This window comes from Reyranella sp. (genome assembly GCF_965228225.1).
Taxonomy (GTDB): Bacteria; Pseudomonadota; Alphaproteobacteria; order Reyranellales; family Reyranellaceae; genus Reyranella.
This window is the reverse complement of record NZ_OZ245801.1, coordinates 2,228,360-2,244,264: the sequence shown is the minus strand read 5'-3', so window position 1 is coordinate 2,244,264 and position 15,905 is coordinate 2,228,360. Positions and strand designations below refer to the sequence as shown.

16 protein-coding genes are annotated in these 15,905 nt (G+C 67.3%); 5 read left to right on the top strand and 11 right to left on the bottom strand.

Annotation, left to right across the window (positions count from 1 at the left end; genetic code table 11):
• Positions 1-2 precede the first annotated feature (2 nt).
• From ACO07K_RS10760 to ACO07K_RS10730, 7 genes are all read right to left on the bottom strand, one after another.
• Positions 3-410 (bottom strand): iron-sulfur cluster assembly scaffold protein, encoded by a 408-nt coding sequence (locus ACO07K_RS10760; RefSeq protein WP_422035928.1) that lies wholly within the window; start codon positions 408-410, stop codon positions 3-5.
• Complete coding sequence (locus tag ACO07K_RS10755; protein ID WP_422035927.1) at positions 407-1,627, bottom strand: aminotransferase class V-fold PLP-dependent enzyme; 1,221 nt, start codon at positions 1,625-1,627, stop codon at positions 407-409. The genes ACO07K_RS10760 and ACO07K_RS10755 overlap by 4 nt, the downstream gene beginning before the upstream one ends.
• 10 nt (positions 1,628-1,637) lie before the next feature.
• The gene (locus ACO07K_RS10750; RefSeq protein WP_422035926.1) at positions 1,638-3,290 is read right to left on the bottom strand and encodes an NTP transferase domain-containing protein; all 1,653 of its coding nucleotides are present in this window, start codon (positions 3,288-3,290) and stop codon (positions 1,638-1,640) included.
• On the bottom strand, positions 3,287-4,015 hold the full coding sequence (locus tag ACO07K_RS10745; protein ID WP_422035925.1) for an XdhC family protein: 729 nt from the start codon (positions 4,013-4,015) through the stop codon (positions 3,287-3,289). The genes ACO07K_RS10750 and ACO07K_RS10745 overlap by 4 nt, the downstream gene beginning before the upstream one ends.
• A 4-nt stretch (positions 4,016-4,019) precedes the next feature.
• Entirely contained in the window at positions 4,020-4,340 is a 321-nt protein-coding gene (locus tag ACO07K_RS10740) for an XdhC family protein (protein ID WP_298316401.1), read from the bottom strand.
• A 3-nt stretch (positions 4,341-4,343) separates the two neighbouring features.
• Positions 4,344-5,636, bottom strand: a complete 1,293-nt coding sequence (locus tag ACO07K_RS10735) for a vWA domain-containing protein (RefSeq protein WP_422035924.1) — start codon at positions 5,634-5,636, stop codon at positions 4,344-4,346.
• 135 nt (positions 5,637-5,771) lie between these two features.
• The gene (locus tag ACO07K_RS10730) at positions 5,772-6,695 is read right to left on the bottom strand and encodes an AAA family ATPase (RefSeq protein WP_422035923.1); all 924 of its coding nucleotides are present in this window, start codon (positions 6,693-6,695) and stop codon (positions 5,772-5,774) included.
• Between the two features lie 107 nt (positions 6,696-6,802).
• Between ACO07K_RS10730 and ACO07K_RS10725 the strand changes: the two genes are divergently transcribed.
• Both ACO07K_RS10725 and ACO07K_RS10720 read left to right on the top strand, forming a co-directional pair.
• A complete protein-coding gene (locus ACO07K_RS10725) occupies positions 6,803-7,546 on the top strand; it encodes an SDR family NAD(P)-dependent oxidoreductase (RefSeq protein WP_422035922.1) in 744 nt (247 codons plus the stop codon).
• The gene (locus ACO07K_RS10720) at positions 7,546-8,949 is read left to right on the top strand and encodes an amidase (protein WP_422035921.1); all 1,404 of its coding nucleotides are present in this window, start codon (positions 7,546-7,548) and stop codon (positions 8,947-8,949) included. Before ACO07K_RS10725 ends, ACO07K_RS10720 begins: the two co-directional genes overlap by 1 nt.
• A 56-nt stretch (positions 8,950-9,005) precedes the next feature.
• Here ACO07K_RS10720 and ACO07K_RS10715 read toward each other — a convergent pair whose 3' ends face one another.
• The 4 genes from ACO07K_RS10715 to ACO07K_RS10700 are packed head-to-tail and all read right to left on the bottom strand — an operon-like array spanning position 9,006 to position 11,880.
• Positions 9,006-9,893, bottom strand: a complete 888-nt coding sequence (locus tag ACO07K_RS10715; protein WP_422035920.1) for a DMT family transporter — start codon at positions 9,891-9,893, stop codon at positions 9,006-9,008.
• A gap of 9 nt (positions 9,894-9,902) precedes the next feature.
• On the bottom strand, positions 9,903-10,838 hold the full coding sequence (locus tag ACO07K_RS10710) for a hypothetical protein (protein WP_422035919.1): 936 nt from the start codon (positions 10,836-10,838) through the stop codon (positions 9,903-9,905).
• Entirely contained in the window at positions 10,823-11,497 is a 675-nt protein-coding gene (locus ACO07K_RS10705; RefSeq protein WP_422035918.1) for a DUF1007 family protein, read from the bottom strand. The genes ACO07K_RS10710 and ACO07K_RS10705 overlap by 16 nt, the downstream gene beginning before the upstream one ends.
• On the bottom strand, positions 11,494-11,880 hold the full coding sequence (locus ACO07K_RS10700; RefSeq protein ID WP_422035917.1) for an acyl-CoA thioesterase: 387 nt from the start codon (positions 11,878-11,880) through the stop codon (positions 11,494-11,496). The genes ACO07K_RS10705 and ACO07K_RS10700 overlap by 4 nt, the downstream gene beginning before the upstream one ends.
• Positions 11,881-11,988: 108 nt before the next feature.
• Here ACO07K_RS10700 and parE point away from each other — a divergent pair, with 108 nt between their 5' ends.
• From parE to ACO07K_RS10685, 3 genes are all read left to right on the top strand, one after another.
• A complete protein-coding gene (gene parE, locus ACO07K_RS10695) occupies positions 11,989-13,998 on the top strand; it encodes a DNA topoisomerase IV subunit B (protein WP_422035916.1) in 2,010 nt (669 codons plus the stop codon).
• 102 nt (positions 13,999-14,100) lie between these two features.
• Positions 14,101-14,670, top strand: coding sequence for a hypothetical protein (locus ACO07K_RS10690; RefSeq protein WP_422035915.1), 570 nt, complete (start codon positions 14,101-14,103; stop codon positions 14,668-14,670).
• Between the two features lie 54 nt (positions 14,671-14,724).
• Entirely contained in the window at positions 14,725-15,774 is a 1,050-nt protein-coding gene (locus ACO07K_RS10685) for a quinone-dependent dihydroorotate dehydrogenase (RefSeq protein ID WP_422035914.1), read from the top strand.
• Positions 15,775-15,905: the final 131 nt, after the last annotated feature.

Here is a 15,905-nt window from a genome sequence, read left to right as displayed (position 1 = left end):
AGTTAGGAAAGCGCATCCTTGAGCGCTTCGAGCGGCAGCAGCACGCACTCCTGTCGCGACTTGTGCGCCGCCACGGGGGCGAAGGCGTCGAACGGCTCGTGCGTCTCGCCGGGCTCCCGGCCCAGCGCACGGTCGGCGTCATGGCGCAGCTCGGCGATGCCCGCGGCGTCGCGACCGATGGCGACGGCGGAGAGCGCGGAGGCCGAGGCCTGGCAGAGCAGACAGCCGCGCACCTGATGGCCGATCTCGGCGATGCGCCCTTCGCCGTCGAGGCGGACGTCGAGGATCACGCGATCGCCACAGAGCGGGTTGTCTCGCCGCGCCGTCCGGGTCGGGTTCTCGAGCTTGCCGGCGCCGGTCTTCGCCTTGGCGAGAGCGACGATGCGCTCTTGGTAGATCTGGTCGCTCATCGCAGCGTCTTCGCGGCGTGCGCGACGCCGGCCAGCAGCGCGTCGATGTCGCTGTTGTCGTTGTAGGGCGCCATCGAGACGCGCGTCGTGCCGTCGAGATCGAAGCGTTCCATCAGCGGCTGCGCGCAGTGATGGCCGGCGCGCACGGCAACGCCGAACGAATCGAGCGTCTGCGCCACGTCGTGCGGATGCACGCCGTCCAGCATGAACGACACGACCGGGTAGCGGTTCTGCAGACCCGCCGGGCCGAAGAGCTGCGTGCCGTCGATCTTCTGCAGGCCATCCATCAGCCGTTGCACGAGGTCCATCTCGTGCTCGTGTGCCCCCGCCCAGTCGAGCGCTTGCATCCAGGCGCAGGCGGCGCCCAGACCGATTGCGGGACCGATCGGAGGCGTCCCCGCCTCGAAGCGGCGTGGCGACGGCGCCCACGTGGTCTCGGCAAGTGTCACTCGCCCGATCATCGAACCGCCGCCCATGAAAGGCGGCATGGCGTCCATCAGCTCGGGCCGGCCCCACAGTGCGCCGATGCCGTTCGGTCCATAGGCCTTGTGGCCGGCGAAGGCGTAGAAATCGATGCCGAGCGACGGCAGGTCGAGCGGCCCGTGCGGCGCGCGCTGGGCGCCGTCGAGCATCACCTTCGCGCCGACCGACTTCGCCGCCTCGACGACGGCGCGCACGTCGAGCAGCGCGCCGGTGACGTTCGAGACGTGCGCCAGCGACACGAGCTTCGTCTTCGGCGTCAGCAAACTGGGCAAGGCCGAGAGATCGATGCGGCCGTCGGTCGTGACCGGCAGCATGTCGAGTTCGATGCCCGAGCGCGACCGCAGCAGCTGCCACGGCACGATGTTGGAATGGTGCTCGAGTTCCGACAGCAGGATGCGATCACCGGGCTTCAGCAACGCGCCGTAGGAATAGGCCACGAGATTGATCGCCGCCGTGCAGCCGCCCGTGAAGACGATCTCCATGGTTGGGACGCCGAGGAACGACGCGACCTGCGCGCGTGCATTTTCGTAGGACTCGGTGGCGCGTTCGGCCAGCCGATGAACGCCACGCAGCACGTTGGCGCGGCCCGTCGTCTCGTAGCGCCGCACCGCATCCATGACGGCCAGCGGCGTCTGCGCCGAGGCGCCGTTGTCGAGATAATGGACGGGCAAGCCGTCGATGATCTCGGACAGGATCGGAAACTGGCCGCGGACGGCGGCGACGTCGAAGCTCATGCCACAATACTCATGCCGGTACCCTCGCCCGCCACGCGGCCAGCGCCTCGGGCGTGTCGATGTCGGTGATTGCCGCCTCGCCGCTCATCTCGACCTCACAGACGAGATCGGCATGCTCGCCGATCAGGTGCTTGGCACCGCTGTCGCCGGACAATTTCGCCATCTCGGGAAAGAAGCGCCGCGCCCACAGGACGGGATTGCCGCGCTTGCCAGCCACCGTCGGCACACAGATCGCGCGGCCCTCGACGGGGCTGAAGGCGGCCATCAGGCGATTGAGCAGCGGGGCACCGACGCCCGGCATGTCGCCGAGCTGAACCACCGCCGCATCGACGGTGGTCGGCAGCGCGCCGATGCCGGTGCGCACCGAGGTACTGAGGCCCTCGGCAAAATCCGGATTGGTGACGAAGCGCACGCGCGAGCGCGGCGGCACGGCCTTCTCGACCGCGGCGCGGACGTCGTCGGCCATGTGACCCAACACGACGACGACCTCGACCGCCTGCGAGGCAAGTGCTGCCTTCACCGCATGGACGACCAGGGGCGCGCCTTCGGCTTCGGCCAGAAGTTTGTTCGGCCCGCCCATCCGAGTCGAGCGGCCGGCAGCCAGCACCAGCACCGCGACACGTGGTGCCTGTTGCGGGCCGGCTTCCTCGGCCTCCGGCTCGTCGCGCGGCTGCGGGCGGCTGGGAATTTCAGCGAGCAGCCCGCCCGACCCCATGCGCACGATCTCGGCGCGGCCGACCGGCAGGCGCGCGGCGAGCCGCTCCAGCACCATGTCGAAGCCGTTGTACTTGGGTGACTTGGCGCAGCCCGGCAGGCCCAGCACCGGTTTGCCGTCCAGCTCGGCCGTCAGCAGCAGGTTCCCCGGATCGACCGGCATGCCGAAATGGATGAGCTCGCCGCCTGCCGATTCAATGCCGGCCGGCACCACGTCGTGCCGGTCGACGATCGCCGAGGCGCCGGCGATCAGGAACAGGTCGCAGCCCTCGGACTTCAGCTCGGCCAGCGCATCGGCAATGGCCTTGGCGTCGTGCGCGACGCGGCGCTCGCCGTTCAAGGTGCTGCCGAGCGAGGTCAGGCGCTTGGTGGTCGTGCTCACCGCCTTGTCGAGCACCTTGTCGCGCGTGCCGGGCAGCCGTGTCTGCACCAAGCCGGCGCGCATCGCCCGGAAAGGTGCGACGGAGATCATCGGCCGGTTGGCAGCCTTGGCAACGTCGACGGCGCGCGCGACCGCGACGCGCGGCGCGCCATAGGGAATGATCTTCACTGTCGCCACCATCTGGCGCGGCTCTACCCGCGCGAAGGGCGGAAGGGTAGCCACCGTTACCGATTCATGGAGGTCGTTCAGCGCGTCGATGCGCTCCTGGTCGAGCACGGCAAGGCCTGCTTCGCGGGCGAAATGGTTGCAGCGGCCGGTGAAGGCAGCAGTGACCTCGATCCCCTCGCCCGCCAAAGCCCGGGCGACGGCGGCGGCCGCCTCGTCCTCGTGCATGTCGTCGTCATCTAGGCGCGCAGCGACGACCGTCGAGACACCGGCTTGCTTCAGGCGCGCGATATCCTCAGTGGAGAGGACGCGCCCCTTGGCGAAATTGATCCCGTCGGCGCGCCGGCTGTGCGCCAGGATGGCGCCGGCGGCCTCATCGACCGGGGTCGCGCCGAATCTCACGCCGCAGCGACCTTCGGCGCAGACAGGGCTTCGAGGCGGCGCGCGCGCACCTCGATGATCTGGCCCAGGATCGACACCGCGATCTCGGCCGGCGACTTGGCGCCGATGTTGAGGCCGACCGGCCCGTGGACGCGGGCGAACATCTCCTCGGTGACTCCGACCTCCGCCAGGCGCTCCTTGCGCTTGGCGTGGGTCCGCCGGCTGCCCAGCGCCCCAATGTAGAAGGCGTCGGATTTCAGCGCCGATTCGAGCGCCGGATCGTCGAGCTTGGGATCGTGGGTCAAGGTCACAACGGCAGTCGACACGTCGAGGCCCATCGCCTGGAAGGCCTCGTCGGCCCAGTCCTGGATCACCTTCACACCGGGGAAGCGCTGGGTCGTGGCCCAGGCGCCGCGCGGATCGACCACCGTGACATCGAACTCGAGCATGGCCGCCATCGGCGCCAGCGACTGCGCGATGTGCACAGCGCCGACGATGATCAGCCGCGGCGGCGGCACGTAGACGTTCAGGAAGATCTTGGCGCCGCCGATATCCACCGTCTCGCTCTTGCCGATATCCATGGCGCGCTGCGCCGCCGCGACGATCTCGGCATCGCCCGCCAGTTCGCCCTTGGCGTCGTCGCGATAGACCAGCGCCTCGGCGGCATCGCTGAGGCGGGTGGCGAGCGTCACGGCCCGGCGCTTGACGCGCGCGTCCTGGAGCGCGGCGAGGGTTTCGGCTTTCATCGGATCAGTTCACCTTCTCGACGAAGACTTGGACCTTGCCGCCGCAGGCGAGGCCGACATCCCAGGCCTGCTCGTCGCTGACGCCGAAATCCAGCAGCCGCGGCTTGCCGTCCTTGATTGCATCGAGCGCCTCCTTGACGACCGCGCCCTCGATGCAGCCGCCGGACACCGAGCCCACCATGTTGCCGGCATCGTCGACGCCGAGCTGGCTGCCCACGGGACGCGGCGAGGATCCCCAGGTGACGATCACGGTGGCGACCGCGACGCCCTTGCCGTCGGCCTTCCACTGGCCGACCTGATCGAGAACTTCCAGCGCATCGCTCATGGTCTACTCCTTGCGAAGGTCGGTCTGCCATCCCGCGAGCCGCTTGTCGGCCCCGACGGTGCGGGCGCCCAGCGCCGCGATCAGGCCAGACAGGCTCTCCAGATTGTGAACGGGCCTGAATTCGTCGACATGCGGCAGCATGGCCTTGTTGCCCTGAGATTTGGGCTCATAGCCGCCGTACCGCAAGAGCGGGTTGAGCCAGATCATGCGTGAGCAGGACTTATGCAAGCGTTCCATTTCCTCATCCAAACCGGACGCGCCCTCGCGATCCAGCCCGTCGGTGATGAGGAGAACGACTGCGCCTTGCCCCAGAACGCGGCGCGACCACTTGTTGTTGAACTCGTGCAGCGCCTGGCCGATGCGCGTGCCGCCCGACCAGTCCTCGACCTGCGACGAAGCCTTCTGCAGCGCGATGTCGACGTCGCGGTTGCGCAAGGCGCGCGTCACGTTCGACAGGCGCGTGCCGAAGGTGAAGCAGTAGACGCGGTCGCGGTCGTTGGTGATCGCATGCATGAAATGCAGGAACATCCGCGTGTAGCGCGCCATCGAACCGGAGATGTCGCACAGGATCACGAGCGGCGGCGGGCGGCGACGCGGCTCGCGCCGGGCCAGCTCCGTCAGCCCCTCCGGCCGCATCGCACGGCGCAGCGAGGCCCGGAAATCGATGCGCGGCCCGCGCCGCGCCGCCTGATAACGCCGCGTGCGCCGCTCCGGCACCGGCAGGCGCAGGCGGGAGATGGCGCGCAAGGCCTCGTCGATCTCGGTCTGCGACATCTGCTCGAAGTCGCGAGTCTGCAGGACCTCGCGGTCGGACACGGTGAAGGTCGCTTCGACCTCGACTTCCGGCGGCTCCTCGGACTGCTCCGGCGGCGCCTCGCCCTGCCCCGGCTGCAGCGCCTCCTGCAAGCGGCGGCTGAGCTGCTTGCCCTTGTCCTGCTCGGCCGGCACGCCGATCTGCGGCAGCAGCATGTCCATCATCTTCTCGAGCAGGCGCGGATTGCGCCAGTAGACATGGAATGCCTGGTCGAAGATCTCGCGCTGGTCGCGGCGGTTCACGAAGACCGAATGGAGCGTCCAGTAGAAGTCGTCGCGATTGCGGATGCCCGCCGCCTCGACGGCCTCGATGGCGCGCAGGATCTGCCCCGGCCCGACCCGCAGCCCGGCCGTGCGCAAGGTCCGCGCGAAGTGCACGATGTTGCTCGCGAGCTTGCCGTTGCGCGGCTCACGTCCCGGAAGTCCGGCCGGCGGATCGGGCAGCGTGTCCATCACGCCACGACCCTTCGCGTTCTGGCGCAAGCGAAAGATCCCTCACTGCGTTCGGGATGACAATTTTGCTCGGGTTGGCGCAGTGCGTCGCGGCAGAAAAAGCTGTCATCCCGAACGCAGTGAGGGACCTTTAAGGCATATGTGAGTGTGCGGCACACCACCGGCTCAGCCCAGCGGCTGGGCGGCGATGTCGGACTTTACCTTACGCAGGATCTCGGCCGCTTCCGAGCCCTGCAGGCGCTGGATGTCGTCCTGGTACTTGAGCAGCACGCCCAGCGTGTCGTTGATCGTGCGCGGATCGAGATCGAGCACGTCGAGTTCGGACAGCGCCGTCGACCAGTCGATCGTCTCTGCAACGCCGGGCGCCTTGAACAGGTCGAGCTTGCGCAGTTCCTGGACGAAGCCCACGACCTGGCGCGACAGGCGCTCGCTGGCGCCCGGGGCCTTGACCCGCAGGATCTCCAGCTCGCGCTTGAGGTCCGGATAGTCGACCCAGTGGTAGAAGCAGCGCCGCTTCAGCGCGTCGTGGATCTCGCGCGTGCGGTTCGACGTGATGATGACGATCGGCCGCTCCGCCGCCTTGATCGTGCCGAGTTCCGGGATCGTCACCTGGAAGTCCGACAGGACTTCGAGCAGGTAGGCCTCGAACGGCTCGTCGGTGCGGTCCAGCTCGTCGATCAGCAGGATCGGGGCGCCGCCGACATGCGGCTGCAGCGCCTCGAGCAGCGGACGGCGGATCAGGAACCGCTCGTCGAAGATGTCGGCAGAGAGTTCGCTGCGGTCGTGCACGCCCTGCGCTTCGGCCAGGCGAATCTCGATCATCTGGCGGGCATAGTTCCATTCGTACACCGCCGAGGCGACGTCGAGGCCCTCGTAGCACTGCAGGCGGATCAGCGGGCGCTTCAGCGTCTCGGCCAGCACCTTGGCGATCTCGGTCTTGCCGACGCCCGCCTCGCCTTCGCAGAACAGCGGACGGCCCAGCTTGAGGGCGAGGTAGAGGACCGTGGCGAGGCTGCGGTCGGCGATGTACTCGCCGCCCTGCAGCAGCTCGACGGTGGCGTCGATGGACGCCGGAATGGGCGAAGGCATGAAACTCCCGCGAAAACTCGAGGCATTGAAGCGCTCAGTGTAGCGGATGCCCCGGCGCGCCGATATGCTGGGAATCGCAATATAATTCAAGGATTTGGGAGGAAGGCATGGAGAGCGAACCGTTCCGGGGCCGGACCGCGATCGTCACCGGCGGCGCACGCGGCATCGGCCTCGCCTGCGCCGCGAAGATCACTGCAGGCGGCGGGCGGGTCGCCCTCTGGGACCGCGATCCCGAACGCGCGAAGCAGTCCGCCGAGACGCTCAAGGGCGCAGTCGCCATCGCCGTCGACGTGACCAGCGAGGCGGACGTCGCCAGGGCGCTGGCCGACACCGAGAAACTGCTGGCCCCGCCGGACATCCTGGTCGCCAGCGCCGGCATCACCGGCCCCAACACGACCGTGGCCAAATATCCCGTCGATGCCTGGCGCCAGGTGATCGATATCAACCTGACGGGTGTCTTCCTCTGCAACCGCGTCGTGATCGACGGCATGGTGCAGCGTGGCTGGGGCCGTATCGTCAACATCGCCTCGGTGGCCGGCAAGGAGGGCAATCCCAATGCCTCGGCCTACTCTGCCTCGAAGGCCGCCGTCATCGGCCTCACCAAGTCGCTCGGCAAGGAACTTGCTACGACCGGCGTGCTGGTGAACTGCGTCGCGCCGGCAGTGGTGAAGACGGAATTGTTCAGCCAGATGACCGAGCAACACATCAACTACATGCTGTCCAAGATCCCGATGAACCGCTTCGGCGAGGTCGAGGAAGTGGCCGAGATGGTCGCTTGGCTCGCCTCTTCCCACTGCACCTTCGCGACGGGTGCGGTTTTCGATCTCTCTGGCGGACGGGCTACCTACTGATGTCTTTGCATGAACTCACCCTGACCGACCTGTCCGCCGGCCTCGCCGCCAAGCGCTTCTCCTCGCGCGAGGTGGTCGACGCGTTGCTGGCGCGCATCGAGAAAGCCGACGGCAAGCTGCACGCCTTCACCGAGGTCTACGCGAAGGAAGCCCGCGCGATCGCCGACGGCGCCGACGCCGCCCGCGCGTCCGGATTTCCCCTGCCGGCGCTGCATGGCCTGCCCGTCGCCTACAAGGATCTCTGCGACATTGCCGGCCGTGTCGGCACCGGCGGCTCCAAGATGTGGGAGACGCGCGTCGCCACCGAGACCTCCAACACGGTCGAGCGCCTGACCGCGGCCGGCATGATCCCGCTCGGCAAGCTGCACATGGTCGAATTCGCCTTCGGCGGCTGGGGCACCAACCCGCTGATGGGCACGCCGTGGAACCCGTGGGACCTCGAGACCCATCGCACGCCCGGTGGCTCGTCGAGCGGCACCGGGGTCGCCGTCGCGGCGCGCCTCACGCCCGCGGGCATCGGCAGCGACACCGGCGGCTCGGTGCGCATTCCCTGCGCCTTCAATGGACTCGTGGGCCTGAAGGTCACCTTCGGCCGCATCAGCCTGCACGGCACGATGCTGCTGTCGTGGACGCTCGACTCGATCGGCCCGATGACGCGCTCTGTCGAGGATTGCGCCCTGATGCTCAATGCGCTGGCAGGGCCCGATCCGCGCGATCCGACCACCCTCGGCCAGCCGCTCGAGGATTTCACGGCCTCGACCAAGGGCGGCTCGATCAAGGGCCTGCGCATCGCCCTGCCCGATGCCTCTTCCTTGCCCGAGTGCCATGCCGACGTGATCGAGGCGTGGCTGGCTTCGGCCCGGATGCTGGAGGAACTCGGCGCCGTCGTCGAGCCGGTGAAGATCCCCGAATGGTACTTCAATCTCGGCGTCGGCGCGGGCTCGATCTCGGCTTCGGAACTCTGGTCGCTGCATCGCGGCTGGATCGAGGACATGGCCCAGCCGATCGGTGCGGGCGTGCGTGGCCGCGCCATGGCCGCCAAGGGCTTCGCCCCGGCCCTCTATGCCGAGGAGCTGCGCCGCATGGGCGAGCGCCGGGCGGCGTTCAACGCCTGGATGGCGCCCTACGACGCGCTGCTCACGCCGGCGCTGGCCTCGGGCGCGATCCCCGTCACCGAGGTCGACGAGACCTCGCCCGCGATCTCGCTGATGACCCGCCCCGGCAACTATCTCGGCCTGTGCGGCCTCTCGCTGCCGAACGGCTTTTCGAACGGGCTCCCGATCGGCATCCAGCTCCTGGGCAAGCCCTACGCCGAGGGCACGGTGCTCCGGATCGGCAAGGCCCTTCAGGACGCCACGGACTTCCACAAGCGCACGCCGGACCTGTCGACGCTGGGACTGTAGTCAGCAAAGAAAAGGTCCCTCGCTGCGCCCGGGCGTGAGCGAGGGACCGTTCGCTTTCAGCCCCGTTGCCTGCGGCCCTGCAGGCCGACCATGAGGCCCGCGCCGACGATCACGGCGGTCCCGAGCCAGGTGTAGAAATCCGGCACTTCGGCGAACATCAGGTATCCGACGACGACCGAACCGATCATCTGCGTGTAGTTGAATGGCGCCACGAAGTTTGCCGAGGCATAGGTCATGGCCTTGGCCACGCAGTAGTGGCCAAGTGCCCCCAGCGCTCCCAGCGAGCAGAGCAGCGCCCAGTCGGCCCAGCCCGTCGGCGTCTTCCAATGGAAAGGCAGCCAGACCGACATGATGATCGCGCCCAGCAGCACGCTGTAGAAGATCGACGTGGCGGGCGCGTCGACGCCGGCAAGCCGCCGGATCAGGATCTGGTACATGGCGTAACAGACGGCGCTGCCCAACAGCAGAAGCGATTGCCATTGGAAGACCGCGCTGCCCGGCCGGATGACGATCAGCACACCGGCAAAGCCCACGATCACCGCGGCCATGCGGAAGAAGGTGATGCGCTCGCCCAGCAGCGGCCAGGCGAGCAGAACGACGGCGAGCGGTGCCACGAAGGTGACGGCGATCGCCTCGGCCACCGGAATGGACTTCACCGCCGAAAAGAAAAACAGCGTCGACAGCATCATCATCACCGAGCTGACGAACTGCGTGCCGATGCGTCGCGTGCGCAGCAAGCCCAGTCCCATGCGCGGCATGAACACCGCGGCCACCAGGACCAGGTGCAGGATGATCCGGAACCAGACGATCTCCTGCGGGTCGTAGGTGGCTGCCAGCAGCTTCACCAGGCCGTTCATGATCGGAAACAGGGTGCAGGCCGTACACATGAAAAGCACGCCCAGCAGGGGCCGTGACGACCGGCTGGGCGCCTGGAGCTCGGCCATTGCCGGGCCTCAGCGCAGGAAGCGTTCGAGCGAGCCCAGCAGCAGGGTTCCGCCCGTCGCGATCACGATCAGCGAGGCGGCGATGGCGGTGAAGCGCCCGATCTCCTGCGAACGCCCCTCGCCGATGATCAGCCGGTGCGCCACCATCGAGGCCATCCCGATGGCGGCCAGGGTGATCGCCATGCCGAGCGCGATGGCGATGACGCCGACCACGCCCGCCCACAACACGTCGAGCGCGATCGAGAGCAGGATGATGATCAGCGCGCCGGCGCAGGGCGCAATGCCGGCCGCCGTCAGCAGCAGCCAGCCCGCGATCGTGCGCTGCGGCGGCTCGTGATCGTGGTGATGGTGGTCGTGCCCGTGCCCGTGATCATGTCCGTGATGATGATGATCGTGCCCGTGATCGCCGTGGGGGTGCTCGTGCAGGCGGCCGGTGATGCCGGCCCACAGGCGCCAGAATCCCACCAGCACGATCAGCGTATAGGAAACGATCTCGACGTTGCGCACCTCGCGCAGCGCGCCCAGCAGGCCGACGGTCGAGGACAGTTTCAGAGCGCCGGCCAGCAGAAGGGCCGCCAGCGTATGGGTGAAGGCGATCCAGCCGCCGGCGAAAATGCCCTCGATCCAGGCGCGCGGCCGGCTGCTGTCGAGGAAGTAGGCCACCACGACGGCCTTGCCATGACCCGGCCCCAGCGTGTGCACGACGCCATAGCCGAAACAGACGGTGACGAGGGTCCAGAGGGCCAGCGATCCGGTTCCCGACTGCACGTCGCGCAGCGAGGTCGAAAGCACCTGATTGATGCGGCGCTGGTAGTCGGCCGAATAGCGCGCCAGTTCGGCGACGCCGTCGCTGAACACCAGTGCGCTTCCCAGCGCAACCAGCAGGAGCACGCCGACCCACAGGAAGGGCGAGCGGAGAGCGGAGGTTCTTACGGAAGTTGGCATGTCACCACGTCGGCAAAGAAGGGATAGCCGCGCACGAACTCGGACTTGTGGGAAGGATGCTTGCCCAGCGTGCAGCCGGCCGGGACCGAGCCCTTGTCGACCTCGATGCGGATGAAATCCTCGGGATCGTAGGTGGCGATCGACACCAGCTTGGACGGCTGAGGCAGGGCGAAGCGCATGATGTAGACGAGGTTGCGCGCGCCCTGCTTGCGCGGCACACCCGGCGCATCGGCACGCTTGTTGGCCGGCATCGGCATGCCGGCATTGTCGCCGGCGTTGCGGTCCCATTCCGGCGGAACGAAGCTCGCCGGATCGTCGATCCGCACGGAAAACTGCGGCGCCTTGGGCGGGCGGAAGTCCTTCCCGCCGGTGTTGATCCAGCTCAGATACCCCTCCTTGCCGAGTTCGGGCATCATTTCGCCGGCCAGCAGCTTGGTTTCCCGTGCCGAGACCTTGCCGTCCTTGTCCTCGTCGATCAGCGGGATTTCGACCTCGCTCGAAAACGGGTCGAACCGCCATTCGATCTCGACATGGGTATATTTGCCGTCCTTGGCGACCATGCGCACGACCTGCTGCACGACGATGTGCGGATGTGCGAATGCCGCCACCGGCACGAGCAGTGCCAGGGCGGCCAGGACCGGGGCGAGCAACCTTCTCACGCGCCGTCCTGGTGCGGAACCGGGCGCGGCTTGCCGTCCTCGTCGATCGCCACGAACACGAAGGTGCCGTGGGTGACGCGCAGGTCGGTTTCCTCATGGCGGCGCTGCACCACCGTCTCGAGTCCGATGGTGATCGACGTCCGTCCGACTTTCACGACTTCCCCATAGATCGACACCATGTCTCCCACCTTGATGGGCTGGACGAAGGTCATGGCCGTGATCGCCACGGTGGCCACCCTGCCCTTCGCCACCCGGGCCGCGAGCGAGCCGCCCGCGATATCCATCTGGCTCAGCACCCAGCCGCCGAAAATGTCGCCATTTCCGTTCATGTCGGCGGGCTGCGGAACGGTCCTTACGATGGGATCGCGGCGACTTTCGGACATCAATTCCTCACCGGATGTGGTTGCTTTCACGTGGTTTTGCTACCATACCCATGCCGGACCGGCCACCCAGCGATCCCCTCGCGCGGCCGCGGAAAGACAGAAGCAGGCATGGCACGAAACGGCGATCTCTTCGATCGGTCTGGCGGCGGCAAGCGTGCCGCGGGTCCGAAGGAAAATTCCTACACGGCGAGTGACATCGAGGTGCTGGAAGGGCTCGAACCCGTCCGCAAGCGCCCCGGCATGTATATCGGCGGCACCGATGAACGGGCCATGCATCATCTCGTGGCCGAGATTCTCGACAATTCGATGGACGAGGCCGTCGCCGGCCACGCCGATACGATCTGGCTCGAAATGCTGCCGGGCAACTACGTCGCGGTGCGCGACAATGGCCGCGGCATGCCGGTCGATCCGCACCCCAAGTTCAAGAACAAGTCGGCGCTGGAGGTGATCCTCACGACGCTGCATGCCGGCGGCAAGTTCAACAGCAAGGTCTACGCCACCTCGGGCGGCCTGCATGGCGTCGGTGCCTCGGTCGTCAACGCGCTGTCGGACGATCTCGTCGTGGAGGTCGCCCGCGACCGCCAGGCCTGGACGCAGAGCTTCTCGCGCGGCCTCCCGGCCTCGAAGCTGAAGCCGGCCGGCCCCGCGCCCAACCGTCGCGGCACGATCGTCACCTTCCATCCCGATCCCGAGATCTTCGGCAAGCAGCAGTTCGTGCCCGAGCGCCTCTACCGCATGGTGCGCTCCAAGGCCTACCTGTTCCGCGGCGTCGAGATCCGCTGGAAGTGCGACAAGTCCCTGCTCAAGAACAGCACGATTCCCGAGGAAGAGACCTTCCGCTTCCCCAACGGCCTCAAGGACTACATCACCTCCGAGATCGGCCAGCGGCCGACCGTCGTGCCGCAGCCCTTCGCCGGCGAGGCCAAGAGCGAGGGCAACGGCAAGGTCGAGTGGGCGGTGTGGTGGCCGAACGACGAGGAAGGCTTCGTCCGCTCCTACTGCAACACCGTGCCCACCGCCGAGGGCGGCACCCACGAATCCGGCTTCCGCAGCGCCCTGGTGCGCGGCCTCAAGCGCTATGCCGAGCTGACCGGCAACCGCAAGGGTTCGGTCATCACCGCCGACGACGTGATCGACGGTTCGGCAGCCCTCGTCTCGGTCTTCATCGAGCAGCCGCAGTTCCAGGGCCAGACCAAGGAAAAGCTGGTCAGCGTCGAGGCGACCAAGATCGTCGAGACGATCGTCGGCGACAATTTCGAGCACTGGCTGATCGGCGACAAGGAAGCCGGTAACGTGCTGCTTGAGCATGTCGTCGCCAAGGCCGAGGAGCGGCTGCGCCGCCGGCAGGATCGCGAGCAGCAGCGCAAGACCGCGACGCGCAAGCTGCGCCTGCCGGGCAAGCTCGCCGACTGCTCCAGTTCCTCCTCGACCGGCACCGAAATCTTCCTGGTCGAAGGCGATTCGGCCGGCGGGTCGGCCAAGGCCGCGCGCAATCGCGAGACCCAGGCGATCCTGCCGCTGCGCGGCAAGATCCTCAACGTGGCCAGCGCCACGTCCGAGAAGATGCGCGAGAACCAGGAGATCCAGGATCTCATCCAGGCGCTGGGCTGTGGCGCCGGCACCCACTACAACGACGACCGGCTGCGCTACGAGCGGGTCATCATCATGACCGACGCCGACGTCGACGGCGCTCATATCGCCTCGCTGCTGATGACGTTCTTCTATCGCGAGATGCCGAAGCTGATCGAGAACGGCCACCTGTTCCTGGCCCAGCCGCCGCTGTTTCGCATCAGCAAAGGCGGCCGTACCGAATATGCTCAGGACGATGCCCAGAAGGACGAGCTGATCCGGACGGTGTTCAACGGCAAGGCCGATATCACGCGTTTCAAGGGCCTGGGCGAGATGCAGTCCGTCCATCTGCGCGAAACCACGATGGATCCCGCCAAGCGCGTTCTCCTGAAGGTCGACGTGCCCCTGATCTCGGGCACCGAGCCTGAGTCTCGCGTCGAGGACATGCGGACCCGCACCCTTGTCGAGGACCTGATGGGGCGCAAGCCGGAGAAGCGCTACGCCTTCATCCAGGAGAATGCCCGGTTCGCCCGCGATCTCGACGTGTGACGCGGCTGCCTACGCCGGCTGACGGGCTGCGCGCAGAAATGTGACATCCGAGAGCACCGCCCAGGCGTAAGGTGAGCGATAACCCGCGGAGGAGTTTGCCCAATGCGTTTCAGGTCCAAGATTGCCGCCGCCCTGCTGGCGGTCGCCACCCTCCCGGCCGCGGCCTATGCCGCCGTGATCGGCGGCACCTACTACGCGGTGCAGTACGACTATCGCGAATTCTTCGCCGCGACGGACGGCAAGAACTTCCAGGTGGTGATTCACGGCAATCCCTTCCCCGGCACCGATCCGGCGGTGGTGGCGCGTGACCTGCTGCCGATGATGCAGGCTGCCAAGCCGATGCCGCGCCTCACCTTCACCTACGAGACACCGGCGGAAAAGCCGCGGCCCGACTACCGGCTCATGCTGGTCTTCGACCCGGCCAACGATCTCAACAGCGATTCGGTCTGCAAGGGCACGGTGCGTTTCAAGCCCGGCAAGCCCGGCATCTTCAACGTCTATGCCATCTACTGCCGCAACGACATGACCATGTCCGAAACCACGGCCTGGACTCCCGCGAATGGCCCGACCGACCCGCGGATCGGCGAACTCTTCCGCGAGCTCTTCATGGTCGTCTTCTCCGACTCCCCGTCCCTCCGTCCCAACCAGGGTGGCGGGATGGGCCGCAACTAGCGGCCCCGCGCTCACTCAAGCGCTCCACAGGGAAACTCTGCTAACCAGACGGCAATGGCCGTCTGGTATTCCCTCCTCGATCTCGCCCTCTCCCGTCTCGACGCGGAGGCCGCCCATGGCCTCGCCATCCGCGCGCTGAAGACCGGCCTCCTGCCGGGCGACGGGCGGGCCGATGCTGCCTCTCTGGCGACGAAAGTCTGGGGCCGTTCGCTGCCCAACCCGATCGGCCTCGCTGCCGGCTTCGACAAGAATGCCGAGGTGGCCGACGCCATGCTGGCGCAGGGCTTCGGGCTGGTGGAGATCGGCAGCGTCACGCCGCGGCCGCAGGAGGGCAATCCGCGCCCGCGCCTGTTTCGACTGCCGCAGGATCGCGGAGTGATCAACCGCATGGGCTTTCCCGGCCAGGGTCTCGATGCCGCCCGCTCCCGCCTCGCCGCCCGCCCGCGGCGCGGTTTCGTCGGCGTCAATGTCGGCGCCAACAAGGACAGCGTCGATCGCGCCGCCGACTACGTAACCGGCTGCGTGGCACTGGCACCCTATGCCGATTACCTCGTCTGCAACGTGTCCTCGCCCAATACGCCGGGCCTGCGGAACCTGCAGGGCCGGAGCGAACTGGCCGGCTTGTTGAAGCGCGTGCAGGATGCGATTGCGGCCAGGCCGGTACCGCTGGTGGTCAAGATCGCTCCCGACGCGACCGACGAGGATCTCGACGACATCGTCTTCGTCTGCCGCGACCTCAAGCTGGACGGCATCATCATCGGTAATACGACCCTCTCCCGGCCGGCTTCTCTGAAGTCCGAGCGGCGGGGCGAGACCGGCGGCCTGTCGGGCGCCCCGCTCACGGCGCTGTCCACCGAGGTGCTGCGCAAGACCGCCCGGCGCGTCGAGCGGCAGTTCCCGCTGATCGGTTGCGGCGGGGTGGGCTCGGGGGCCGACGCCTATGCCAAGATCCGCGCCGGCGCGACGCTGGTGCAGCTCTACTCGGCAATGGTCTACGAGGGTCCGCCGATCATTCGGCGCATCAAGGACGAACTCGCAGCCTTGCTGGCGCGCGACGGCTTTTCTGCGGTCGCGGACGCCGTCGGTGTCGACGTTGGGGCCTAGCAGGCTGTTGAAGTAGGTTTTCGCAGGCGCCGGCAAGAAACATCGTATCGTCAACGGTACCGAGATACCCCAACCAGGGGCTGCGACACTCATTTCGTTTATTGCGTTTATTTCGTTTGTTTCGTTTGTTT